The sequence below is a fragment of the Stenotrophomonas sp. YJH_SMC_14-1 genome (assembly GCF_059372275.1).
This window is the reverse complement of record NZ_JCAFVK010000008.1, coordinates 160,774-185,149: the sequence shown is the minus strand read 5'-3', so window position 1 is coordinate 185,149 and position 24,376 is coordinate 160,774. Positions and strand designations below refer to the sequence as shown.

The following is a 24,376-nucleotide window of genomic DNA, read 5'->3' as shown; positions in this document are numbered from 1 at the left end:
CGGCCAGCGGCCGGCACTACCAAATGCGACGCCATACGCGAATCGCTCTGGTGGGTGCCGCCCTTGGTCGGCACAGTGCCGGCAGCATCGCGATCTGACAGATGGTGCCAACCAAGGTTGGCACCCACCAAATTCGGGCGGTGTCGGCGATTCCGATCCGCCGCAAGCAGACCTGATCGTCTGGTAGTGCCGGCCGCTGGCCGGCAACCTCACGATTCCATGGTGGGCATCTGCCGGCCAGCGGCCGGCACTACCCAATGCGACGCCGCGCCCAACGCAGGCTTCCGCCCTCAGGTATTGGCCGGCGAACTCAACGGCGGGCGCACCAGGTCGCGGTGGAAGAAATAGATTTCCTGCACCAGGAAGCGCCAGCTGGTATGGAAGCTGCGGAAGCGCGTGCTGGGCGTGGACGAGGCCAGCGCATCGATGCCGAGCGCCTTGCTCAGGCGCAGCGCGCGCGCCATGTGCAGCGGATCGCTGACGACGATCACCCGGTGCAGGCCGCGCTGGTCCATCAGCCGCTTGGCTTCAACCAGGTTCTGCACGGTATTGCGCGAAGCGGTTTCGATCAGGATCGCATCGTCCGGCACGCCATGCTTCAGCGCGTAGCGCCGCGCCACCTGCGACTCGGAGAAGCGCGCACCGGTGCCGCCATAGCCACCGGTGAAGATCAGCAGCGGCGCATAGCGTGCTTCATACAGATCCAGCCCGTGGCGGATGCGTTCTTCGAACACCGGTGACGGCTTGGCGTCATAGGCGGCCGCACCCAGCACGATGATGGCGTCGGCCTTGGCGGCCTGGTCGCGTTCACCCACCCAGACGATCCAGGCGGTCACGCCCAGCAGCCAGATCACCAGCAGCACGAACAGCCGCCACAACCAGCCCAGCAGGCCGGTGCGTTCGCGGTGCCGCCCGCGGCTCACGCCGCCCCCCAGCGCAGCGCTGGCAGGTCGACGTTGCCGCCGGACAACACCAGGCCCACGCGCAGGCCGGCGAAGCGCTGCGGCTGCGCCAGCACCGCAGCCAGCACGGTGGCCGAAGAGGGCTCCACCACCTGCTTGAGCACGTCCCACAGCAGGCGCATCGCCGCCAGCGTCGCGGCGTCATCGACCACGATCGCCTCGGCACCGGCGGCGCGCAGCAACTCGAAATTGGGCGCGCCGATCAGAGTACGCAGGCCATCGCAGATGGTGTCCGGGGTGAACGCACCCTGGCGCTCGCCGATGGCCAGCGAGCGCGCGGTGTCATCGGCGCCGGCCGGCTCGGCCAGGATCAGCCGGGTCTGCGGACTGGCATGCTGCAGGGCCAGCGCGGTACCGCTGGCCAGGCCACCGCCGCCCACCGGCACCACCAGCGCGTCGAACGGGCCGTCGCTGTGCAGCAGTTCCAGGGCCGCGGTGCCCTGCCCGGCCATCACCGCCGGGTTCGTATAGGGATGCACCAGGGTTGCGCCGGTATCGGCCTGCACCCTGGCGCAGGTGGCCTCGCGGTCGGCGATGGTCGGCGGGCAGCGCCAGAGCGTGGCGCCGTGGCGGGCGATGTTGGCCAGCTTGGCGGCCACCGCCCCCTCCGGCACCACCACATGGCAGGGGATGCCCCGGGTGCGTGCGGCCAGGGCCAGCGCGGCGCCGTGGTTGCCGGAGGAATGGGTCACCACGCCAGCACTGGCGCGATCGGCATCCAGCGACCACACCGCATTGCAGGCACCACGGAACTTGAATGCGCCACCACGCTGCAGGTGCTCGGCCTTGAAGGCCAACTGCGCGCCGGTCATTGCATCGAGGGTGCGCGAGCGCAGCACCGGGGTCACGCTGGCATGCGGGGCAATCCTCGCAGCAGCAAGCAGGACATCATCGGCGCGGGGCAACAGTGAATCGCTCATGACGCAAGATTAACGTATGCCCCCGCGCTGGCGACCGGGGCACAGGTCATGCCAGCATGCAGGCCTACGCCTCCATTCATCCTGGCCAGCCGAATTAAGGGCCGATTCAATGCCCGCGCACGAAGCTGGCTGCACATCCGTCCTCTGGGGGGACCCACCATGAAAATGCGCCTGTTGCTTGCCGGTGGCCTGTTGTTGGGCCTGACTGGCTGCACCACCTACGATTATGTAGGCGGTGGCCGCGGTGGCGGCTACTACCACGGCGCGCCGTCGGTGGAGTACCGCTACCCGGCCGGCTATCCCTACAACTACGGCTACCCGTACTACGGTGGCTATGGCGGCTACTACGGCGGCTATGGCAACCCGTACTACTCGCGCCCGATCTACCGCCCGCCGCACAACCACCGCCCGCCGCCGCGTCCGCCCGGCAACGGTGGCGAGAACCGTCCGCCGCCGCCGCCGCCGCCGCGGCCGTCGTACAACGGCGGTTCCCCGTGGCGGAACATGGATTCGATGCGCCGCCCGCCGCAATCGAACATGCAGCCGCCGTCGCCCGCGCCGCAGGCCCGCCCGTCCCCGGCACCGAGTGCGCCGAGGATGAACGGTTCCCCCTGGCGCAACATGGATCGTGCGACGCAGCGCACAGTTGAGCGCTGAACCGTCTTGCATTTCACACGGTCCAAGCCGCAATCTACGCGGACAGTGACGGCCCGCGTCACAAAGTGACAAAAACGACACGGGCCGCCGCAAAAAGCTCTACGTCGATATCCGACAGGAACATCTGGATCCCCCCTGTTCCGGCCCTGTCGGATGTCGGCACCTCTGAAGGCAGACGGCCCCGCAATGCGGGGCCGTTTGTTTTGCCGGGCCGCCAACCGGCGAGAGACCCAGCGTCAGTAGATCCACGCCATGCGTGGACAGGGCCTTTCCCGGCACCCCAAAAAAACAGGGCCGGACAGTCCCCCGACTGCCGGCCCTCTGCTCCCCCACCGTGCGCCTGTACCGGCCCCTGTTCCAATTCCGGTCACGGGCGCCTACGGCGCCAGCCACGGTGGGTGCTATTGGGTTATCTGCAAAAATCCTGCCAACTTTAGGGCTGATTTCGGCGCCGGCCGACCGGTGCCGACGTCCCGGACCCGAATGGCGCTAAAATCGCCACCCCGGCGCCGCCCCCCGGCCGCGCCCGCCCCCAGCTGAACAGCCCCCATGAATCCGTCCTTCCATCGTTACGACGTCATCGTCATCGGCGGTGGCCACGCTGGCACCGAAGCCGCGCTGGCCGCGGCCCGCACCGGCGTGCGCACCCTGCTGCTGACCCACAACATCGAAACGGTGGGCGCGATGAGCTGCAACCCGGCCATCGGCGGCATCGGCAAGGGCCACCTGGTCAAGGAAATCGACGCCCTGGGCGGTGCGATGGCGCATGCCGCCGACCGCGCCGGCATCCAGTGGCGCACGTTGAACGCCTCCAAGGGCCCGGCCGTGCGTGCCACCCGTTGCCAAGCCGATCGCAACCTGTACCGCATGGCGATCCGCGCCATCGTCGAAGGCCAGGCCAACCTGACCGTGTTCCAAGCCGCAGTGGACGATCTGGTCATCGAAGGCGACGCCGTGCGCGGCGTCATCACCCAGACCGGCCTGCGTTTCGACGCCGGGGCCGTGGTGCTGACGGCCGGTACCTTCCTCGCCGGCAAGATCCACGTGGGCCCCACCCAGTACGCCGCCGGCCGCATGGGCGACCCGCCGGCCACCACGCTGGCCGCGCGCCTGCGCGAGCGCCCGTTCCAGGTGGACCGCCTGAAGACCGGCACGCCGCCGCGCATCGATGGCCGCTCGCTGGACTACAGCGTGATGGACGAACAGCCCGGTGATTCGCCGCGCCCGGTGATGTCCTTCCTCGGCTCGGTGGACGAGCATCCGCAGCAGGTCAGCTGCTGGATCACCCACACCACCGAACAGACCCACCAGATCATCCGCGACGCGCTGCATCGCTCGCCGCTGTACAGCGGCCAGATCGAAGGCATCGGCCCGCGCTACTGCCCGTCCATCGAGGACAAGGTGGTGCGCTTCGCCGAGAAGGCCAGCCACCAGATCTTCGTCGAACCCGAAGGCCTGGGCATCGTCGAGATCTACCCCAACGGCATCTCCACCTCGCTGCCCTTCGACGTGCAGCTGGAGATGGTGCGCAGCATCCGTGGTTTCGAGAACGCGCACATCACCCGCCCCGGCTACGCGATCGAGTACGACTTCTTCGATCCGCGCGGGCTGAAGGCCTCGCTGGAGACCAAGCTGGTCAACGGCCTGTTCTTCGCCGGCCAGATCAACGGCACCACCGGCTATGAAGAAGCGGCCGCGCAGGGCCTGCTGGCCGGCCTCAACGCCGCACGCCAGGTACGTGGACTGGATGGCTGGTGCCCGCGCCGCGACGAGGCGTACCTGGGCGTGCTGGTGGATGACCTGATCACCCACGGCACCAACGAGCCCTACCGCATGTTCACCAGCCGCGCCGAATACCGCCTGCAGCTGCGCGAGGACAATGCCGACCAGCGCCTGACCCCCGCCGGCCGCGAAATGGGCCTGGTGGATGACCATCGCTGGAGCGCGTTCGAGACCAAGCAGGCTGCCGTCGCCGCCGAGCGCGCGCGCCTGGGCGCACTGTGGGCGACCCCGGCCAATGCGCTGGGCCGCGAGGTACAGGACACGCTGGGCGTGGCGGTCAGCCGCGAAACCAATGTGCTGGACCTGATCAAGCGCCCCGAGCTGGATTACGCGCAGCTGATGCAGGTGCCGTCGCTGGGCCCGGCCGTGGCCGACGCCAAGGTGGCCGAGCAGGTGGAGATCGGCGTGAAGTACGCCGGCTACCTGGATCGCCAGCGCGAGGAAATCGAGCGCCAGCAGCGGCACGAAGCCACGCCGATCGCTGAAGCCTTCGATTATGCGACGGTACGCGGGCTGTCGGCCGAAGCGCTGCAGAAGCTGGAGCGCGTGCGCCCGCAGACCATCGGCCAGGCGCAGCGCATCCCGGGCATGACCCCGGCAGCGATCTCGCTGCTGCTGGTGCATCTGGAGCGGGCGCGCCGCGGCCGCGTGGCATAAGCGGTCGCACCTGCTTCTGGTGGGTGCCGACCTGGGTCGGCACATGAGTCTGCCCTGGTGGGTGCCGACCCTGGTCGGCACGAATCATCAGATCGCGATGCTGCATGCATTTGTGCCGACCAAGGTCGGCACCTACCGGAGCGGAAGACACACCCACATTGGCGGGCGCGTTACCGCGCGTCGGCGCCGCCACCCAACACCTTGAACAGCGTCACCCGGTTGCCCGCCTCCTGCTGCTGCAGGGCGATCAGGTCCTGCTGCGCGGCATACAGGCTGCGCTGCGCATCCAACGACTGCAGGTAGCCATCCAGTCCGGTGCGGTAGCGCGCATCGGCCAAGATGTAGCTGCGCTGGCTGTCAGCCACCAACGCGCGTTGCGCGTCCAGCTGCGCGGTCAGGTGATCGCGCGTGGCCAGCGCATCGGCCACCTCACTGAAGGCCTGCTGGATCGCCTTCTCGTACTGCGCGATGCCGATGTCCTTGCCGATCTTCGAGGCATCCAGCGAGGCCTTCAGTGCACCGGCATGGAAGATCGGCGCGGTGATGCTGGGCGCGAACGACCAGCCACGGGTGCCGGCCGAGAACAGCGTCGACAACGCGGTGGAACTGTGGCCGTAGTTGGCGGTCAACGCCAGCGTCGGGAAGAATGCGGCGCGCGCGGCACCGATATCGGCGTTGGCTGCCTGCAATGCATGCTCGGCGGACAGCACGTCCGGACGCTGCAGCAACACGCTGGACGGCAGGTTGGCGGGCAGCGGCGCCAATGCGACGCTGCCACCCAGCGCCTGCGCGGTTGGCAGCAGGGCCGGATCCAGCGGTGCCCCCACCAACAGCTGCAATGCATCGCGATCCTGCGCCTGCTGGGCCTGCAGCTTCGCCAGCGCACCGCGCGCGGCTTCCACGCTGGTCTGCACCTGCGACAGGTCCAGGCCCGAGGCCAGCCCCTGTGCATGGCGGGCCTCGGTGCGCTGAAGGGTCTGCTGCTGGCTGTCCAGCGTTTGTTGCGTGAATGCCAGCGACTGCTCGTCGGCCGCCAGCGCCAGCCACGCCGTCGCCACTTCAGCCACCAGGCTGGTGCGCGCGGCGCGCTGGTTCTCGGCGCTGGCCAGCCAGTTCTGCAGCGCCTCGTTCTTCAAGCTGCGGATACGCCCGAACAGGTCCAGCTCCCAGCTGCTGATGCCCACCTGCACGGCATCGGATTCGGTCACCTGGGTGACGCCGGTCTCGCTGTTGGCATCGCTCACCCGCGAACGGGTGACACTGCCGCTGGCATCCACCGGCGGCAGCAGTGCCGCGCGCTGGATGCGGTACTGCGCGCGCTCCTTCTCCACCTGCAGCACCGCCACGCGCAGGTCGCGGTTGTACTGCAGCGCCAGCGCGATGACCTGCTGCAGGCGCGGTTCCAGGAACACGTCGCGCCAGGCCGGCATCGCCAGTGCCGGTTCGGCCGCGCCGATGGCGGCATTGCCGAACTGTGCCGGCACCGGCGCCTCGGGTCGCTGGTAGTGCGGGGCCATGCTCACGCAGCCGCCCAGCACGGCGGTCATCGTTGCGGCCGCCAGGGCGCGCAGCAGCATCGGCTTCATGGGCTTGTCTCCGGGACAGTGGCGTCGGCCGACGCGCGGCCCGGGAACAGGCGGCGCACCAGCAGGTAGAACAACGGCACGAAGAACATGCCCAGCACCATCGAGGCCACCGTACCACCGGCCACGCCGGTACCCAGCGAACGGCGCGCGGCCGAACCGGCCCCGGTGGCGAACACCAGCGGCAACACGCCCATCAGGAACGCCAGCGAAGTCATCACGATCGGCCGCAGCCGCAGGTAGACCGCCTGCAGGATTGCGTCGCGGGTGTCCCTGCCCTGCTGTTCGAGGATGCGCGCGAACTCGACGATCAGGATGCCGTTCTTCGCTGCCAGACCAATCGTGGTCAGCAGGCCGACCTGGAAGTACACGTCGTTGTTGAGGCCACGCAGGTTCATCATCAGCACCGCACCGAACACGCCCACCGGCACCGCCAGCATCACCGCGAACGGCACCGCCCAGCTTTCATACAGCGCGGCCAGGCACAGGAACACGAACAGCAGCGAGATGGCGTACAGCATTGGCGCCTGGTTGCCCGACAACTGTTCCTGGTAGGCCATGTCCGACCAGGCATGGCTGAAGCCTTCCGGCAGTGTGTCGGCCAGCCGCGCGATCTCGGCCATCGCCTCGCCGGAGCTGACGCCCGGCGCCGGCTGTCCGGTGATTTCCATCGCTGATACGCCGTTGTAGCGCTGCAGTGCGGCCGGCGCACTGGTCCAATGCGTGCTGATCAGCGACGACAGCGGCACCATCTGCCCGGCCTGGTTGCGCACGCTCCAGCGCTCGATGTCCTGCGGCTGCATGCGTGCTTCGGCGGTGCCCTGGATGAACACCTTCTTGATGCGTCCCTTGTAGATGAAGTTGTTGACGAAGTCGCCGCCCAACGCCGCGTTCAAGGTGTCATTGACGTCCTGCGGGTTCACGCCCATCGCCTGCGCCTTGGCGTCGTCCACCTTCACCGCGTATACCGGCGCGTCTTCCAGGCTGGCGTAGCGCACGTTGACCAGCTTCGGGTCCTTGGCGGCTTCTTTCAGCAGCGTGTTGCGCGCGGCCACGGCGGCGGCATGGCCGGCACCGCCTTCGTCCTGCAGTTCCAGGGTGAAGCCACCCGCATCGCCGAGGCCCAGGATGGCCGGTGGCGAGGTGATGAACACCTGCGCATCGGGCACGCTGGCCATCGCCCGCGTCAAGCGTGCGGCGATGGTATCGGCGTCGTCCTTGCGGTCATCCCAGTCCTTCAGGCGGATGAAGGCCTGGCCGACGTTCTGGCCGCTGCCGGTAACACTGAAGCCGGCGGTGGCCTGGATCGAGAGCACGCCGTCGTCCTTCACCGCGACGGCACTCAGACGATCCATCACCGCCCGCGTCTGCTCCAGCGTGGAACCGGCCGGCAGCTTCACCAGCGCGTTGAGCATGCCCTGGTCTTCATCGGGCAGGAACGCGCCCGGCAGGTGCCACAGCAACAGGCCGGTGGCCACGCTCAGCACCAGGTAGAACAGCACGCCCAGCGAGCGGCGGCCGAGGAAACGATCCACGCGGTGACGCAGGCCGTTGGAGGTACGCTCGAAGCGGTGGTTGAACCAGATGAAGAACTTGCCCAGCAGGCTCGGCTCGCCACCGTGGTCGCCATGCGGATGGCCGCCCTTGGGAATCTGGTGCAGGATGCTGCCACACAGTGCCGGGGTGATGGTCATCGCCACCAGCACCGACAGGATCATCGCGGCGGCGATCGTCACCGAGAACTGGCGATAGATCACCCCGGTTACACCGCTGAAGAACGCCATCGGCAGGAACACCGCGGTCAGCACCAGCACGATGCCGACCAGCGCGCCGGTGATCTGGCCCATCGCCTTCAGCGTGGCCGGCTTCGGCGCCAGCCCTTCGAAGGTCATCACCCGCTCTACGTTCTCCACCACCACGATGGCATCGTCCACCAGCAGGCCGATGGCCAGCACCAGTGCGAACATGGTCAGGGTGTTGATCGAATACCCGAATGCAGCCAGCACGCCGAACGTGCCCAGCAGCACCACCGGCACCGCGATGGTCGGGATCAGCGTGGCGCGCCAGTTCTGCAGGAACAGGTACATCACCAGCACCACCAGGATGATCGCTTCGATCAGGGTGATCACCACTTCCTTCAGCGAAATGGTCACGAATGGCGTGGTGGTGAAGGCCACGTGGGCGGTGTAGCCATGCGGCCAGTACTTCTGCAGCTGCTGAAGCCGTGCATCGATGGCCTTGGAGACGGCGATCGCGTTGGCACCGGCATTGAGTTCAATGCCCAGCGACGCCGACGGCTTGCCATTGAAGGTGCTGATGCTGTCGTAGCTTTCCGGCCCGAGGCCGATCTTCGCCACGTCGCCCAGACGCACCACGCTGCCGTTGGCATCGGCCTTGAGCACCACCTGCGCGAACTGCTCGGGCGTGTGCAGGCGGCTGCGCGCGGTTACCGTGGCGTCGAGCTGCTGGCCCTTCAGCGCCGGCTGGCCACCCAGCTCACCGGCGGAGACATCGGTGTTCTGTGCCTGCAGTGCGGTCTCGATGTCCGACGGCATCAGCGCGTACTGGCGCATCTTCTCCGGATCCAGCCAGATGCGCATGGCGTATTCCTGGCCGATCGGCTGGATGTTGCCGACACCGCTGACGCGGCTGATCTGGTCATCGATGCGCGCTTCCATGAAGTTGGCGACATCGAAGTTGTCCATGCTGCCGTCTTCGCTGGTGAACGACAGCACCTCGAAGATCGAACCACTGGACTTGGTGATGGTCAGGCCGTTCTGCTGCACCGCCTGCGGCAGCGTGGCCATGGCGGCCTGCAGCTGGTTCTGCACCTGCACCTGCGCGGTATCCGGATTGGTACCGGTGGCGAACACCAGGTTGACCTGCGCCGAGCCGTCGGAGGCACTGGTCGAGGTCATGTACATCAGGTGATCGAGGCTTTGCTGGGACTGCTCGATGACCTGGGTGACCGCGTTTTCCACGGTCTGCGACGAGGCGCCGGTGTAGGTGGCGCGGATGGTGATGGTGGGCGGGGCGATCTGCGGGTAGCGGTCCACCGGCAGGATCAGGATCGCGAGCAGGCCGAGCAGGCTGACCGCGATGGCGATCACCCAGGCGAAGATCGGCCGGTCGATGAAGAAACGAACCATGTGGGCCAGGCCTCAGTGCGACTTTTCGTCGGTGTTGCCGTTCGGATCGACCGCCGGCATCGCCGCCAACTGCGCCGTCGTGGCCGCCACCGCTTTCACCTGCTGGCCGAGCGATACCGCGCTGCCGTTGCTGACGATCACCCGTTCGCCAGCCTTGAGGCCGCTGGTGATCTGCCACTGGTTACCGACCACCTGGCCGGTGCTGACACGGCGCTCGACCACATGATCCTTGGCGTCGAGCAGGCGCAGCAGCGGTTCGCCGCGTTCGTTGCGCACCACCGCCTTCTGCGGCACCAGCAGGGCACGCGCGTCGGTGGCCATCGGCAGCACCGCCTTCAGGTACATGCCCGGCAACAGCAGGCCGTCCGGGTTCGGAATGACCGCGCGCAGCTTCACGTTGCCGGTGCCCGGATCCACTGCGCTGCCGACGAACTCCAAGGTGCCTTCATGCGCGTAGGTGCTGCCGTCCTCCAGCAGCACCTTTACCTGTGCCTTGCCATCGATGGCCTTCACCAGGCCCGCATCGAGCTGCTTGCGCAGCGCCAGAATCTGCGTGCTGGACTGGGTGACATCCAGGTACACCGGGTCCAGCCGCTGGATGGTGGCCAGTGCCGTATCCTGGCCGGCCGCGACCAGCGCGCCGGCGGTGACGCTGGAGGTGCCGATGCGGCCGTCGATGGGGGCGGTCACCCGGGTGTAGTCGAGGTTGATGCGGGCAGCCTGCAATGCAGCGCGCGCGGCAATCACGTTGGCCTGCGCCTGCTTCAATGCCGAGGTGGCATCGTCGGCGTCCTGCTTGCTGGCTGCATCCATGCTCACCAGCGCGCGGGTACGCTCGGCCTTCGGCTGTGCCGACAACACGGTAGCCTCGGCCTGCGCCAGCTGCCCGCGCGCGGTATCGAAGGCCGCCTGGTACGGTGCCGGGTCGACCTGGTACAGCAGCTGCCCTGCCTTGACCTGCTGGCCTTCGGTGAACAACCGCTGGCGGATCAGGCCGCCGACCTGCGGCCGCACCTCGGAGATCTCGAACGGCACGGCACGGCCGGGCAAGGTCTGCTGGAGTGCCAGCGGCTGCGCGCGGGCGATGATGACGCCCACTTCGGGCATGGCCGGGGCATCGGTCCTGCCCGCCGAACAGGCCGCCAGAGCCAGCAGCAGGGGCAACAGCAGGGGACGCGGGGAACGGGACAGCGTGCGCAGGAGGGACATGGGGGGTGTGGGGGCCTTGCGTTGACCCGTGCACGCTGCCGTGAAACTGTGCAGAGAATATGGAGATTGTGCGACGGGCTCAGCTGGCGCTTGCTTTCGGCGCCGCATGCGCCGCTAATGGCCTTCGCGATGGCGAAGTTCCAACTCAAATTCGGCCTGACCGCGAAGACCTTCCTCGCGATCTTCACCGCCTGCCTGCTGGTGCTGGCAGTGAACGGTGTTGCCAGCCGCGTGGCCTTCCAGACCGGCTTCCTGGACTACCTCAACGACCAGGGCGACCTGCGCATGCAGCGGCTGATGCCACACCTGCAGCGCGAGTACCGCGAGCACGGTGGCTGGGAGCATCTGCACGGTGATGGCGACCGCTGGGCGCGGCTGCTGCGCCCGGACCTGGCCCATGGGCACGAAGGACCGGTGCCGTCGCTGTCCGACCAGACCGGCGTGCCGTCGCGCCTGGGCCTGTTCGACGCGCAGCACCGTTTCGTGGCCGGCAACCCCGACGCCACCAGCGATGACGAGCCGCATGCGGTGCAGGTGGACGGGCAGACCGTCGGTTGGCTGGGCATGGTGCCGTTCCAGACCGTCATCGCCACCAACGACCTGAATTTCTACAACACCCAGGTGCGCGCCTGGTGGGTGATCGGCATCGCGCTACTGCTGGTGACGGTACTGCTGGCCTGGCTGGTATCGCGTGCGCTGCGCCAGCGCCTTGCCAAGCTGGCCGCTGCCACCCACCGGTTGGCCGCCGGTGACTACGCCACCCGCATCGAGCGCACCAGTGACGATGAGCTGGACGCGCTGGTCAACGACTTCAACCGGATGGCGCAGGCGCTGGACGATACCGAACGCAACCGCCGCGCCTTCATTGCCGACATCTCGCATGAGCTGCGCACGCCATTGGCCGTGGTGCGCGCCGAGCTGGAGGCGATCGAAGATGGCATCCGTCCGCTGGACCGGGCCAACCTGGTGGGCCTGCAGGGCGAGATCCGCCAGCTGGGCAAGCTGATCGACGACCTGCACGACCTGTCGATGACCCAGTCCGGCGGCCTGGCGTACCGCTTCGCGCCACTGGACCTGGTGGCGCTGCTGCGCAGCGAACTCAATGGCATGCGCGTGCGCTTCGCCAATGCAGGCCTGGCGTTGGAAGAAGACCTGCCCGCCACGCCGTTGCAGGTGTCCGGTGACGAACGGCGCCTGCAGCAGGTGCTGGCCAATCTGCTGGAAAACGCACTGCGCTACACCCATGCCGGTGGCCGCGTACGCGTGCAGGCAGCGCGCGTGCCTGCCGGCGTGCAGCTGGTCGTGGAAGACACCGCGCCGGGCGTTCCGCCCGACAAGTGTGCACTGCTGTTCGAACGCTTCTACCGCGTGGAAAGTTCGCGCAACCGCGCCAGTGGCGGCAGCGGGCTGGGCCTGGCCATCAGCCACAACATCATCCTCGCCCACCACGGCGTCATCCACGCCGCGCCCTCGCCGCTGGGCGGGCTGCGCGTGGTCATCAGCCTGCCGGAGCCTGCATGAGCACGTCGCCCGCCACGTCCACGAAGATCCTGATCGTCGAGGACGAGCCGCGCCTGGCCTCGGTACTGCGCGACTACCTGGCCGCCGCCGGCATGGCCAGCGAGTGGGTGGACGACGGTGGCCAGGTGATCGACGCATTCGCGCGCTACCAGCCCGACCTGGTGCTGCTGGACCTGATGCTGCCGCAGCGCGACGGTGTGGACCTGTGCCGCGAACTGCGTGCCAGCAGCGATGTACCGGTCATCATGGTCACCGCACGGGTGGAAGAGATCGACCGCCTGCTGGGCCTGGAGATCGGCGCCGACGACTACATCTGCAAGCCGTTCAGTCCGCGCGAAGTGGTCGCGCGGGTAATGGCGGTGCTGCGCCGCTACCGCCCGGACCCGGGTGCGCGCGCCAACGGTGGCCTGCACATCGACGAGCCGGCCGCACGCGCCACCTGGAACGGCAAGGGCCTGGACCTGACGCCGGTGGAGTACCGCCTGCTGCGCACGCTGCTGGCCACCCCGGGCCGGATCTGGGCGCGCGATGAACTGCTCGACCGCCTGTACCTGGACCATCGCGTGGTGGTCGACCGCACCGTCGACAGCCATGTGCGCAACCTGCGCCGCAAGCTGGCCGACGCCGGCATGGAAGGCGAGCCGATCCGTTCGGTGTACGGCATGGGCTACAGCTACGAACCCTAGCCGGTAGTGCCGGCCGCTGGCCGGCAACCGCGCGGTACGCCTGGATTTCCGTGGTTGCCGGCCAGCGGCCGGCACTACCGGTGCGCACCTGCGTTACAGTCGAGCACGCTCGACATTACGAACACAACTGCATGGACGACATCCACCCGATCGCGCCGGACAAGCGCGCCGCCATCCTTTCCACCCTGGCTGACATCGAACAGCGCTACGACGTACGCGTGCTGCTGGCGTGCGAGTCGGGCAGCCGCGGCTGGGGCTTTTCCTCGCCCCACAGCGACTACGACGCGCGCTTCATCTACGTGCATCGCCAGCCTTGGTATCTCAGCGTCAACGAGAGCACCGGTCCCGGCGAAGCGCAGCGCGATGTGATCGAACTGCCGATCGACGATGAGCTCGACGTGAGCGGCTGGGACCTGCGCAAGGCACTGCGACTGGTTTCAAAATCCAATCCGACACTGATCGAGTGGCTGCGCTCGCCGATCGTCTACCAGCAGGATCAGGCGGCGGTGTCACAGTTGTGGGAAGCAGCGAAAGCGTTCCATTCACCGCTGGGCACCTGGTGGCACTACTTCAACATGGCGCGCTCGAACCATCGCGGCTACCTGCGTGGCGAAACGGTGCGCACCAAGAAGTACCTGTACGTGCTGCGCCCACTGCTGGCCTGCCAGTGGATAGAGCACGAACAGACACCCCCGCCGATGGCCTTCGAGGATCTGCTGGACCGGCTGCTGCCAGACGGTGCGGTGCGTGAAGTCATCGATGCCCTGCTGGCGGTCAAGCGGGCCAGCGCCGAGGTCGCCGCCGGGCCGCGCATTGCGGCGATCAGCGACTACATCGATCGTGAACTGGCCATCCGGACTGCGCAGGCGCCACAGCTGCCCGCCGGACGAGGTGATGCTGCGTGGCTGGATGAGCTGTTCCGGCAGATGCTGGCCGAGCACGCGCCTGAATGAAGAGCCGCACCTGCCTCTGGTAGTGCCGGCCGCTGGCCGGCAACCGCGCGGCACGCCTGGATTTCCGTGGTTGCCGGCCAGCGGCCGGCACTACCCGCGGCAGGCACGCGGCGTGCGGACCACGCGGGTATCATCGTCGCGAACGCCCTGATTTCCGGAGACCCCGATGAACCCGCTGCGCCCCTTCCGCGACAAGATGCCCGTCCTCGGCGAGCGCGTGTACATCGACCCGTCGTGCACGATCATCGGCGACGTGGAACTGGGCGACGACGTGTCGGTGTGGCCGGGCACGGTCATCCGCGGTGACGTCAATTACGTACGCATCGGTGCACGCACCAACGTGCAGGACGGCACCATCATCCACGTCAGCCACCACAGCCCGTACAACAAGGCCGGCTACCCGACCCTGATCGGCGAAGGCGTGACCGTCGGCCACGGCTGCATCATCCACGCCTGCACGATCGGCGATTACAGCCTGATCGGCATGGGCGCCTGCATCCTCGACGGTGCCCGCGTGGAGCGCCATGGCTTCGTCGGCGCCGGTGCGGTGATCGGCCCCGGCAAGGTGGTGGGCGAAGGCGAGCTGTGGGTCGGCAACCCTGCCCGGCCGGCACGCACGCTGAGCGACAAGGAGATCGAGTCGCTGCAGTACTCGGCCGACCACTACGTGCGGCTGAAGGACGAATACCGGGGCTGAGCAGCCAACGCTGCCGCGCGGCTCTGCTAAAGTCTGGGCCCGACCAGGATCTGTCGAGACCCCCATGCCTGTGGTTGCCAGCCGGAGAGGACTCCGGCGCCCACAACGAAGGCCACCGCGCTGATGGCCGCACCGATGCTCGATACCTACCGTGAGGTGGTGACGCCAGAGGGTGTGCTGCTTCAGTTGCCGGTAGCCGGACCGCTGCCGCGGGCCATGGCCTGGCTGGTCGATCTTGGCGTGCGCATCGCGGTACTGGTGCTGATGGCGATTCCGCTGGCGGTGCTGGACGAATTCGGCTCCGGCCTCAACCTGGTGCTGATGTTCCTGGTCTACTGGGTCTACCCGATCGTGTGCGAGGCACTGTGGGGCCGCACACTGGGCAAGCGCGCGCTGGGCCTGCGCGTGCTGTCCCGCGATGGCGCGCCCGTGGGCTGGATGGCGGCGATCACCCGCAACCTGCTGCGCACGGTGGACATGCTGCCGTTCGGCTATGCACTGGGCCTGGTCAGCAGCCTGTTCGATCCGCACGGCCGCCGCCTCGGCGACCTGGTGGCCGGCACCGTGGTGGTGCACGCGCCTGTGCTGTACCTGCCGCCGCCACCTACCATCGACAGCGTGCTGGCCCCGCCGCAGCCACTGCGGCCGGAGGAACAGGCCGCGCTGATGGCCTTCGCCGAGCGCGCGCCACGGCTGTCGGCGGCCCGCCAGCAGGAGCTGGCCGGCATTGCCGAGCCCCTGACCGGTACCCACGGCCAGGTCGCCGTGCTGCGCCTGTACGCCATGGCCAACTGGCTGCTGGGGCGGCGATGAAACAGGAACAGTTCGTCGCCCGCTACCAGCAGGAATGGCAGGAGCTGGAACAGTGGCTGCTGCTGCGTGCCGGCGCCTCGCGCCGCGCGCGCCGCAAGGCCAGCGGCCTGGCACTGGACGATACCGCCGTCCCGCAGCGCTACCGGCGCCTGTGCCAGCAGCTGGCGCTGGCCCGCGAGCGCGGTTACAGCCCGCAGCTGCTCCAGCGCCTGCAGCAGCTGATGCAGCAGGGCCACAGTGTGCTGTACCGCACACGGCCGACGCGCTGGCGCGCCGCGCTGGAATTCCTCGTGGCCGACTTCCCGCTGCTCGTGCGCAGCCAGGCACGCAGCATGTGGGTGGCGCTGGCGATGTTCGCGCTGCCGGCAATCGCCTGCTTCGTGCTTGTACAGGTCTACCCGGACCTGATCCACACGTTGATGGACAACCGCCAGATCGCCGCGATGGAGCGCATGTACGACCCTGCCGCCGAACGACTGGGCCGCGACAGCGGTACCGACTGGATGATGTTCGGCCACTACATCCTCAACAACATCAGCATTGCCCTGCGCACCTTCGCCAGCGGCCTGCTGGCCGGGCTGGGTACGCTGCTGGTGCTGCTGTTCAACGGCGTCACCATCGGCGCGGTGGCCGGCCACCTGCAGCACATCGGACACGGTGGACCATTCTGGCGCTTCGTGGCCGGCCATGGCGCGTTCGAGCTGACCGCGATCGTGATCGCCGGCGGTGCCGGCCTGCAGCTGGGCATGAAGCTGCTGGCACCGGGCCGGCGCAGCCGCCTGGACGCGCTGGTCGACGGTGGCCGCATCGGTGCGCGGCTGTGCCTGGGCGTGGCGTTCATGCTGCTGGTCGCAGCCTTCATCGAAGCGTTCTGGTCGTCGATCGCGGAAGTCCCCGCATGGACCAAGCTCGGCGTCGCCGGAGTGCTCTGGGCCGGCGTGCTGCTGTGGCTATGGCGTGGCGGGCGTGGAGGCGGCCATGCGCATTGACCGTCTGGACGTAGTGCTGCGTGCACGCAGCGGCTGGGAAGCGATGGAGCTGGGCAGTGCCCTCGCCCGCCGCCATGCGCGCGCCGTGTGGGGCAGCTGGCTGCTGGCCAGTGCTCCGTTGTTCGTGATCTTCAACGCGCTGGGATGGTGGCTGGATGCCTTCGGCTGGGCCTGGCTGGCGATGTGGTGGTGCAAGCCACTGTTCGAGCGTGCGCCGCTGTATGTGCTGTCGCGCGGCATCTTCGGCGAACCGGTCAGCACACTTTCGGCCCTGCGTGCGCAGCGCCACTGGGGCAACACTGGTTCCTGGGGCTACCTGGGCTGGCGTCGCTTCAGCGTGCTGCGCAGCCTGTGCCTGCCGGTGAACCTGCTGGAAGGCAACGCACCGGGCCAGCGCGGTCCACGCCGCCGTGCGGTGGCTGCCGGCGCCGCAGGTGCGGCGACAGTGCTGACCGTGACCTGCATGGCGTTCGAAGCGGTGCTGGTATCTGGTGCCATCGGTGCAGTGTTCATGTTCATGCCACTGGACCTGATGTCCGAATCCTGGCGTGCGGCGTGGGACATGATCGGCAAGGACACGCCGGCATGGGCACGCTTCGGTTTCAATCTGGCCTGCTGGCTGGCCTCGGCGCTGATCGGCCCGTTCTTCGTCGGTGCGGGCTTTGGCCTGTACTTGAACCGGCGTACGCAGATGGAAGCCTGGGACGTCGAAATCGCCCTGCGCCGCCTGCGCGATCGCCTGCTGCCGGCGGCATCGACGCTGGCGCTGCTGCTGTGCCTGGCACTGCCGCTGGTCTCCGCCCCGGTGCATGCGCAGGACGCAGATGCCGAGCCCGGGCGCGCAATGGGCAAGCCCAACGCCAATAACATCGCCGCCGAAGACGACGACGATGAACCGACCATCGACCCGGCCAACACGCCGGCCACCATCTTCGGTGGCACGCCGGTGGACACCGCCGGTTTCCGTCAAGCGGTTAACCGCGCCTATGAGGACCCGCTGCAGCGCCCGACCCGCGAGGTCACCCGCTGGAAGCCGATCGAGCAGGCCGAGGAAAAAAAGAAGGAAGACAAGCAGCTGCAGCGTGACACCAACAGCAAAGGTGAACGCAAAGCGCGCAGGGACGGCATCGCCTGGCTGGCACGGCTGGCCGAATGGGGCCTGTGGGGCCTGCTCGGCATCCTGCTGCTGGTGCTGCTGCTGACCGCGCGGCTGTGGCTGCCATGGCTGCGTGGCAGTGGCCGGCGCAAGGCCGACGCTGCACCGAAGGTGCTGGAGGAACAGGTGGAGTTGCCGGTGGTGCTGCCGCCGGACGTGGCCACCCAGGCTGGCCTGCTCTGGGACCAGGGCCGGCCGCGGCAGGCGCTGGCCCTGCTGTACCGCGCCAGTGTGCGCACGGTGGGCGAGCGCAGCGGTATCGCGCTTCCACCTGGTGCCACCGAAGCGCAATGCCTGCGCGCGTCGCGGCGCATGCCTGATGCCACCGATCGTGACCTGTTCGCGCGCATCGTGCGCATGTGGCAGTACGCCGCCTACGGTGGCCGCCTGCCCAGCCGCGCCGATTTCGATGCATTGGCCGATACCCTGCGCCAGCAGTACGGGTGGCAGGCATGAGTCCGCGCCTGTTCTGGTCGCTGCTGCTCGGTGCATTGGTGCTGTTCGGTGTACCGCTGACCATCCTCTACCTGCGCACGCACGAACGGGTGACCGAGACGATCCGGCTGCCGCCACAGGGCGAAGCCGCCTACAACCCGCTGTACGTACTCGGCCAGGCCCTGCGCGCCGATGGCATTGACGTGCACTCGCGGCCACGGCTGGAACTGCAGCAGATGGCACTGGGGCCGAACGATACGGTGGTGCTGCTGCAGGACAGCAGCGAACTGCCGCCGCCCGTTGCCAGCGCGCTGCTGGACTGGGTCGACGGTGGCGGCCACCTGCTGGTACGTACACCGCCGCCGGCCGAGGACGATGCCGGCAGCACGCAGGGCCCCTTGCTGGACCGGCTGGGCGTGGACAGCCTGTTCCAGCGCAGCGACTGCCAGCCGTTCCATGTCGACGACGATCCTGGCCACGTCGAATTCTGCGGTGGCCGTCGCTTCACCCTGGGTTTTGCCGCCAGTGCGCAGGCCGAACGTCGCTGGGGCACGGATCGCGACCTGGTGTTCGCGCGCCTGCGCCATGGCCAGGGCAAGGTGAGCGTGCTGGCCGACATGGAGTTCATGCGCAGCGAGGTGGACTCACCGGCGGCGCGCCTGGCCTCCGCAGGGGGCAAGGCCAGCGACGGCCTGCACGACGCGTCGCATCGCGACCTGACCCGCTACCTGCTCGATCCGAACTACGGCAAGGGTGCGGTCTGGCTGGTCTATGCCAGCCGCCCGCCGTCGCTGTGGTCGCGCATGTTCTATCAGGGTTGGCCGCTGTGGGCACCGTTGCTGCTGGCCCTGCTGGGTTGGCTGTGGGGCCGCTCGCAGCGCTTCGGCAGCCTGCTGCCGTCGCCGGTTCTGGAACGCCGTTCGCTGCTGGAGCACGTGCGCGCCAGTGGCGAACTGCTGCTGCGTTTCGGCCACGGCGCGCGCCTGTACGAGGCCGTACTCGCCCTGTTCCTGCACCGCCTGCGCCTGCGCGCACCGGTTGCCGCCGCACTCGATGGCGCGCCGCGCGATCAGGCCATCGCCGAGCTGCTGAAGTGGCCGCAAGGCCGCGTTGCCAGCGCGCTCACGCCCCCTCCGCCGCACGATTCCTCCGCCCTGCGCGAGCGCATCCGCTTGCTGCTCCAGATGAGATCCCTGCTATGACCGAAGTCCCCGAGCTGCCGGCGGCCGCCAACGCCCGCCTGATCGAACGCGTCGATGCCATCCGCGATGCCGTCGGCCACGCCTTCATCGGCCAGGCTGATGTGCTGGACCAGATCCTGGTGGCCCTGCTGGCCGGTGGCCACGTGCTGATCGAGGGCGTGCCCGGGCTGGGCAAGACCCTGCTGGTGCGCGCGCTGGCCCAGGCACTTGAGCTGGACTACGGTCGCGTGCAGTTCACCCCCGACCTGATGCCCAGCGACGTCAGCGGCCACGCGGTGTACGACCCGAAGACCGAGAGCTTCAAGATCCGTCGTGGCCCGGTGTTCACCAATCTGCTGCTGGCCGACGAGATCAACCGCGCACCGGCCAAGACCCAGTCGGCGCTGCTGGAAGTGATGCAGGAAGGCCAGGTGACCATCGAAGGCAAGGCCTTCACCCTGGCGCCGCCGTTCATGGCGCTGGCCACGCAGAACCCGCTGGAACAGGAAGGCACCTACCCGCTGCCGGAAGCGCAGCTGGACCGCTTCCTGCTGAAGGTGCTGATCGACTACCCGCAGCTGGAGGACGAGAAGCGCATGGTGACCGCGATCACCAGCGGCCGCGCCGCCAGCGATTTCGACCTGAGCCAGGTGCCGCGCGTGCTCGGCGCCGGTGAGCTGCTGGAACTGCAGCGCGCCACGGCGGCGATCACCGTCGATGACGAAGTGATCGACTACGCGGTGCGGATTGTGGCGGCCACGAGGCAGTGGCCGGGTATCGCGGTCGGCGCTGGCCCGCGTGGCAGCATCGCGCTGGTACGTGCCTCGCGCGCGCAGGCGGTGTTGGCCGGCCGTGACTTCGTCACCCCCGACGACGTGCGCGACATCGCGCGCCCCGCGCTGCGCCATCGCATCGCGCTGGCACCGGAACTGCAGATCGAAGGCCAGGACGCCGACGACGTGCTGGGTGCACTGCTGGCCAAGGTGGAAGCACCGCGCCGATGAGGCCGGCCCCGCTGCTGCTGGCGCTGCTGCTGGCCTGGGCCGCCCTGGGTGGCCTGGTGCTGGGCGGCATGCTGCCGCGCTGGAGCTGGGCGCTGGCCGCGGTGGCGATTGCCGTGCCAGCGTTGATGGATCTGTGGCGGCAGACGCGGCGTCCATCGCCGCAGATCCAGCGTGAGCTGCCCGAAGCACTGGCACTGGGCGTGCGCCGCGAGGCCGCGCTGCGGCTGCAGGCGGACGCATCGATGACGGTGCAGGTGTTCGACCTGGTCCCCGGCGGCTGGCCGCTGGAATCGCTGCCGCAGCGCGTGCGCCTGAAGCCTGGCAGCGCCTCCACCCTGCACTACCACCTGCAGCCGCTGCAGCGTGGGCGCTTCCGCTTCGACGGCGTGCATCTGCGCATGCGCTCGCCATGGCGCCTGTGGTGGCAGCAACGCACGCTGCCTCCCGCGCTGGACGTGCGGGTCTATCCGAACTTCGTACCGCTCACCCGCTTCGCCCTGTTCAGTGCCGACCAGGCCTCGCGGCTGGTCGGTGCACACGTGAAGCGCCGCCGCGGTGAAGGCACCGACTTCCACCAGATGCGCGAGTACCGCATCGGCGACAGCCTGCGCCAGCTGGACTGGAAGGCCACCGCGCGTGCGCGCAAGCTGGTCTCGCGCGAGTACCAGGACGAGAAGAACCAGCAGCTGCTGCTGATGCTCGACAGTGGCCGCCGCATGCTGGCCAGCGAAGGCGGGCTCTCGCACTTCGATCATGCATTGAACGCCTCTCTGGTGGTGGCCTACCTGGCGCTGCGCCAGGGCGATGCTGCCGGCCTGTTCGCCACCGGTGGCGAGCGCCGCTGGGTGGCACCGCAGCGTGGCATGGGCACGGTCGAGCACCTGCTGCGTGCCAGCTACGACCTGCAGCCGCGCGCGGTGGCCACCGACTACCTGGCCGCCGCCACCGAAGTGTCGCTGCGCCAGCGCCGGCGCGCGCTGGTGATGCTGGTCAGCAACGTACGCGATGAGGACATCGAAGACCTGCTGGCGGCGGTGCGCCTGCTGCAGAAACGCCACCTGGTGTGCGTGGCCAGCCTGCGCGAGCGCGAACTGGATGCTGTCCTCGATGATGAGGTGCAGTCGCTGGAGGACGCGGCACAGGCCGGCGCCGCGGCGCTGTACCTGCAGCAGCGCGCGAAAGCGCATGAAGCGCTGCGCAGCGAGAAGGTGATGGTTCTGGACGTGACCGCCGACGCCCTGCCCGGTGCACTGGTGGAGCGCTATCTGGCGGTGAAGCGCGAAGGGTTGCTCTGATACCAGGAACGATTGCCGGCCAGCGGCCGGCACTACCCCCCCTGTAACAACCGCCACATCGCCCTGGTGGGTGCCTACCTTGGTTGGCACGAAACTCACGGCGCCGACCAGGGTCGGCATCTACCAACGGCGGTTGCCGGCCAGCGGCCGGCACTACCCCTGCAACAATCGCCGCTGCAATCGCTCCACCGCGCGCTGCAGCAACACCCGATTGCGGGCCAGCTTCATCCACTGCGGCAGGCGCGAGAACATGGATCGGTGATGGCCGCGGCTTTCGCGCAATGTCGCGCTCGCGTACTCGTGCAATGCCTGCAGATGTTCAGCGTTATAGGCCCAGAGCAGGCCTGCGCGGGTCGGTTCGACCAGGCACAGCGGCAATCCGAAGTGCGGATCGGCAGGCTCGGCATCACGCAACGGACGCACCGAGACCGAAACATCGGTACTGCGATCACATTGCGCACATCGAGCAGCGAAGGACGCCGGCGCAGGGATGCCAGCGGGAACCCGACGACGCACGTGCAGCCACTGATGCCCACAGAATCCACAAGGTTGGCGGCCCAGCATGTAGACCGCACCGACCCAGTCACCACTGTCCAGTGCAGAACTGCAGCCGGTGCAGCGGAATCGCGCGGTCCACCGGTAGGGTTTCCAGCTGGCGACCACCCAGCCGGGGGTATCGCAGCGATGGCAACGCACCGCGACGCGGTCCGCGAAGGCCTGCAGGCTGCGCCCGTCATCGAAATGCCGGCCCGGCACGGGCGTGGGACGCCCATGCCGGCCAGGCCAACGCCGCACCGTCATCAGACGTAGATCCGCGTCGGCGCCTCGTCAACGATCGCATGCGGCACGAAGCGCGCACTGTCACGGGTGATCGCGCTGTCGTCCTCGCGGATGCCAATGCCGCAGGCGTGGTCACCCACCACCCAGCTGCCGATCAGCGGATAGCCGCCTTCGAAGCGGGTGAGCGGATGGGCGCGCTGGATGATCGCCGGGCCATCGTAGGGACCGTCGCTGCGCTGGGTGCTGCCATCGGCCAGATGCATCTCGATGTTCGCGCCTTCGCGCGAGAACAGCGGCTTGCGCACCCAGCCCGACGCCAGCGTGCTGCCGTCATCGAAATGCGCTTCCAGCAGGTTCGGATGGCCCACGTTACGCTGCCACAGCAGCGGCAGGATGCCCTTGTTGCTCAACACCGCCTTCCACGCCGGCTCCAGCAGCTGCACGCCCGAACCGGGCAGCGCGCGACCGAATTCCTCGGCCATCAGGTCTTCCAGCGGGTACAGCTTGAACAGCGTGCCGATCACCGAATCGTCCAGCGCGGTGAAGCGGCCGTCCTCGGACAGGCCAATGTCCTCGATGGCGATGGCCTGGCCATGCAGGCCGGCCTGCGATGCACAGTCGCGCAGATAGTCGACGGTGCCGCGGTCTTCTTCGGAGCTGCCCACGGCACTGAAATACAGCGGCGGCGGCAGCTGCGTGGCCAGTTCGCCGAAACGCTCGACCAGCGTTTCGTGGATCGCGTTGAACTGGTCGGCGTGCTGCGGCAGGCGACCGGCGTTGCGCTGGTCTTCCAGCCACTGCCATTGGAAGAAGCTGGCCTCGAACAGCGAGGTCGGCGTGTCGTAGTTCAGTTCGTACAGCTTGGCCGGACCGGTACCGTCGTAGGCCAGGTCCAGACGACCGTACAGATGCGGCTGGCGCTGGCGCCAGCTGTCGGCGATCCAGTCGCGGTAATGCGACGGAATCGCCAGCTGGTCCATCAGCCGTTCGCTGGCGATGACATCGCCGACCAGGTCCAGCGCCATCTGGTGCAGCTCGGCGCTGGGGTCTTCGATGTCCTGCTCGATCTGGCGCAGGGTGAACGCGTAGTACGCGCTTTCGTCCCAGTACGGCTGGCCGTCGATGGTGTGGAAGCGGAAACCCGCCTCTTCCGCGCGCGCCCGCCATTGGGCACGCTCGGCAATCCGGATGCGCTGCATGGGTCGATCAGCCGCCGTAGCTGCCGCTGCTGCTGCGGCGCGCGCTGGTGTTGCCGAAGCCACCACGGCTGGCAGTGACCGCACGGTTCGGTTCGCTGGTGACCGGGGCCAGGCCGGCCTTGCCCGCGCCGATGCCGCTGGCGGTGTTCAGGCCACCAGTGCCACCCGGTGCCGGGCGCGCCCAACCCGCGTTCTTGTCCTGGTAGGCCGGCGCCGACGCCGGTGCCTGCGGTGCCAGGCCTCCGCGGTTACTCAGCATCTGCGACATGAAGAAGCCCATCATCATCGGGCCGATGAACGAGGTACCGGCCGAGGTGTGCTGCTGCACGCACTGCTCCGGCTTGTAATCCTTCTCGCAGGCTTCCCTGCTGGCGTACTTCGGCGCCGCATCGGCGGCCTGCTTCTGCGCTTCGGCGAAGGCATTGCGGCACGACGACGGATCGCCGGTGGCCTCGGTGCAGGCCTCGACCGACGTGTACAGGCCTTCCTGCACCTTCACCTCCGGCTCCTTCTGGCAGGCGGTGAACAGCAGCGGCGCGGCGCTCATCAGCAGCAGCGCGGTGGTGCGGGAACGTTTCATGGCCTCATGCCCTGTCGACGGATCAATGCCCCAATGATGCCAAATCCGGGCCAGCAACCGGAATCGGCAAAGTCCGAAAGATGAACGGACTTTCATTTTCGTCGTTCCCCATCATCCACGCATGGCGTGGATCCATCGTGTCGACCAAGGTCGACACCTACCAGGAGC

At 68.2% G+C, this 24,376-nt stretch carries 20 protein-coding genes; 12 read left to right on the top strand and 8 right to left on the bottom strand.

The window, feature by feature from the left end; genetic code table 11:
* Nucleotides 1–290: 290 nt before the first annotated feature.
* Entirely contained in the window at nucleotides 291–935 is a 645-nt protein-coding gene (locus tag AC5P9P_RS16985) for a YdcF family protein (RefSeq protein ID WP_024958800.1), read from the bottom strand.
* Nucleotides 920–1,882 carry a pyridoxal-phosphate dependent enzyme gene (locus AC5P9P_RS16980; protein WP_033833763.1) on the bottom strand — a complete coding sequence of 321 codons (963 nt, stop codon included), beginning with the start codon at nucleotides 1,880–1,882 and terminating at the stop codon, nucleotides 920–922. The genes AC5P9P_RS16985 and AC5P9P_RS16980 overlap by 16 nt, the downstream gene beginning before the upstream one ends.
* A 159-nt stretch (nucleotides 1,883–2,041) precedes the next feature.
* On the opposite strand from AC5P9P_RS16980, the gene AC5P9P_RS16975 reads away from it, so the two are divergent.
* Nucleotides 2,042–2,539, top strand: a complete 498-nt coding sequence (locus tag AC5P9P_RS16975) for a hypothetical protein (RefSeq protein WP_495232976.1) — start codon at nucleotides 2,042–2,044, stop codon at nucleotides 2,537–2,539.
* Nucleotides 2,540–3,088: 549 nt separating this feature from the next.
* Nucleotides 3,089–4,978, top strand: a complete 1,890-nt coding sequence (mnmG, locus tag AC5P9P_RS16970; protein ID WP_049403682.1) for a tRNA uridine-5-carboxymethylaminomethyl(34) synthesis enzyme MnmG — start codon at nucleotides 3,089–3,091, stop codon at nucleotides 4,976–4,978.
* Nucleotides 4,979–5,148: 170 nt separating this feature from the next.
* On the opposite strand, the gene smeC is transcribed toward mnmG, so the two are convergent.
* The 3 genes from smeC to smeA are packed head-to-tail and all read right to left on the bottom strand — an operon-like array spanning nucleotide 5,149 to nucleotide 10,919.
* Complete coding sequence (gene smeC, locus AC5P9P_RS16965) at nucleotides 5,149–6,564, bottom strand: multidrug efflux transporter outer membrane subunit SmeC (RefSeq protein WP_111188128.1); 1,416 nt, start codon at nucleotides 6,562–6,564, stop codon at nucleotides 5,149–5,151.
* Nucleotides 6,561–9,710: a multidrug efflux RND transporter permease subunit SmeB gene (smeB, locus tag AC5P9P_RS16960; protein WP_033833766.1), complete on the bottom strand. Its 3,150-nt coding sequence runs from the start codon at nucleotides 9,708–9,710 to the stop codon at nucleotides 6,561–6,563. Before smeB ends, smeC begins: the two co-directional genes overlap by 4 nt.
* Before the next feature lie 12 nt (nucleotides 9,711–9,722).
* Nucleotides 9,723–10,919 carry a multidrug efflux RND transporter periplasmic adaptor subunit SmeA gene (smeA, locus tag AC5P9P_RS16955; protein ID WP_033833767.1) on the bottom strand — a complete coding sequence of 399 codons (1,197 nt, stop codon included), beginning with the start codon at nucleotides 10,917–10,919 and terminating at the stop codon, nucleotides 9,723–9,725.
* Nucleotides 10,920–11,036: 117 nt separating this feature from the next.
* Between smeA and baeS the strand changes: the two genes are divergently transcribed.
* From baeS to AC5P9P_RS16905, 10 genes are all read left to right on the top strand, one after another.
* Nucleotides 11,037–12,440 carry a sensor histidine kinase efflux regulator BaeS gene (gene baeS / locus AC5P9P_RS16950; RefSeq protein WP_033833768.1) on the top strand — a complete coding sequence of 468 codons (1,404 nt, stop codon included), beginning with the start codon at nucleotides 11,037–11,039 and terminating at the stop codon, nucleotides 12,438–12,440.
* Nucleotides 12,437–13,126 (top strand): response regulator, encoded by a 690-nt coding sequence (locus AC5P9P_RS16945; RefSeq protein ID WP_005414809.1) that lies wholly within the window; start codon nucleotides 12,437–12,439, stop codon nucleotides 13,124–13,126. The genes baeS and AC5P9P_RS16945 overlap by 4 nt, the downstream gene beginning before the upstream one ends.
* A gap of 131 nt (nucleotides 13,127–13,257) precedes the next feature.
* The gene (locus AC5P9P_RS16940) at nucleotides 13,258–14,079 is read left to right on the top strand and encodes a nucleotidyltransferase domain-containing protein (protein ID WP_495232975.1); all 822 of its coding nucleotides are present in this window, start codon (nucleotides 13,258–13,260) and stop codon (nucleotides 14,077–14,079) included.
* Between the two features lie 166 nt (nucleotides 14,080–14,245).
* Nucleotides 14,246–14,776 (top strand): gamma carbonic anhydrase family protein, encoded by a 531-nt coding sequence (locus tag AC5P9P_RS16935; RefSeq protein ID WP_033833769.1) that lies wholly within the window; start codon nucleotides 14,246–14,248, stop codon nucleotides 14,774–14,776.
* Nucleotides 14,777–14,899: 123 nt separating this feature from the next.
* Nucleotides 14,900–15,589, top strand: a complete 690-nt coding sequence (locus AC5P9P_RS16930) for an RDD family protein (RefSeq protein WP_005414811.1) — start codon at nucleotides 14,900–14,902, stop codon at nucleotides 15,587–15,589.
* Nucleotides 15,586–16,578, top strand: coding sequence for a stage II sporulation protein M (locus tag AC5P9P_RS16925; protein ID WP_164135164.1), 993 nt, complete (start codon nucleotides 15,586–15,588; stop codon nucleotides 16,576–16,578). Before AC5P9P_RS16930 ends, AC5P9P_RS16925 begins: the two co-directional genes overlap by 4 nt.
* Nucleotides 16,568–18,190 carry a DUF4129 domain-containing protein gene (locus AC5P9P_RS16920; RefSeq protein WP_049403685.1) on the top strand — a complete coding sequence of 541 codons (1,623 nt, stop codon included), beginning with the start codon at nucleotides 16,568–16,570 and terminating at the stop codon, nucleotides 18,188–18,190. The genes AC5P9P_RS16925 and AC5P9P_RS16920 overlap by 11 nt, the downstream gene beginning before the upstream one ends.
* The gene (locus tag AC5P9P_RS16915) at nucleotides 18,187–19,371 is read left to right on the top strand and encodes a DUF4350 domain-containing protein (RefSeq protein WP_033833771.1); all 1,185 of its coding nucleotides are present in this window, start codon (nucleotides 18,187–18,189) and stop codon (nucleotides 19,369–19,371) included. The genes AC5P9P_RS16920 and AC5P9P_RS16915 overlap by 4 nt, the downstream gene beginning before the upstream one ends.
* The gene (locus AC5P9P_RS16910; RefSeq protein ID WP_033833772.1) at nucleotides 19,368–20,354 is read left to right on the top strand and encodes an AAA family ATPase; all 987 of its coding nucleotides are present in this window, start codon (nucleotides 19,368–19,370) and stop codon (nucleotides 20,352–20,354) included. The genes AC5P9P_RS16915 and AC5P9P_RS16910 overlap by 4 nt, the downstream gene beginning before the upstream one ends.
* Nucleotides 20,351–21,649: a DUF58 domain-containing protein gene (locus AC5P9P_RS16905; RefSeq protein WP_049403678.1), complete on the top strand. Its 1,299-nt coding sequence runs from the start codon at nucleotides 20,351–20,353 to the stop codon at nucleotides 21,647–21,649. The genes AC5P9P_RS16910 and AC5P9P_RS16905 overlap by 4 nt, the downstream gene beginning before the upstream one ends.
* Before the next feature lie 153 nt (nucleotides 21,650–21,802).
* Here the strand turns inward: AC5P9P_RS16905 and AC5P9P_RS16900 are convergent, their stop codons facing one another.
* The 3 genes from AC5P9P_RS16900 to AC5P9P_RS16890 are packed head-to-tail and all read right to left on the bottom strand — an operon-like array spanning nucleotide 21,803 to nucleotide 24,208.
* A complete protein-coding gene (locus AC5P9P_RS16900) occupies nucleotides 21,803–22,450 on the bottom strand; it encodes a hypothetical protein (protein WP_049403677.1) in 648 nt (215 codons plus the stop codon).
* Nucleotides 22,450–23,628 carry a glutathionylspermidine synthase family protein gene (locus AC5P9P_RS16895; RefSeq protein WP_012481554.1) on the bottom strand — a complete coding sequence of 393 codons (1,179 nt, stop codon included), beginning with the start codon at nucleotides 23,626–23,628 and terminating at the stop codon, nucleotides 22,450–22,452. Before AC5P9P_RS16895 ends, AC5P9P_RS16900 begins: the two co-directional genes overlap by 1 nt.
* Before the next feature lie 7 nt (nucleotides 23,629–23,635).
* Entirely contained in the window at nucleotides 23,636–24,208 is a 573-nt protein-coding gene (locus AC5P9P_RS16890; protein ID WP_005411539.1) for a DUF1190 domain-containing protein, read from the bottom strand.
* Nucleotides 24,209–24,376: the final 168 nt, after the last annotated feature.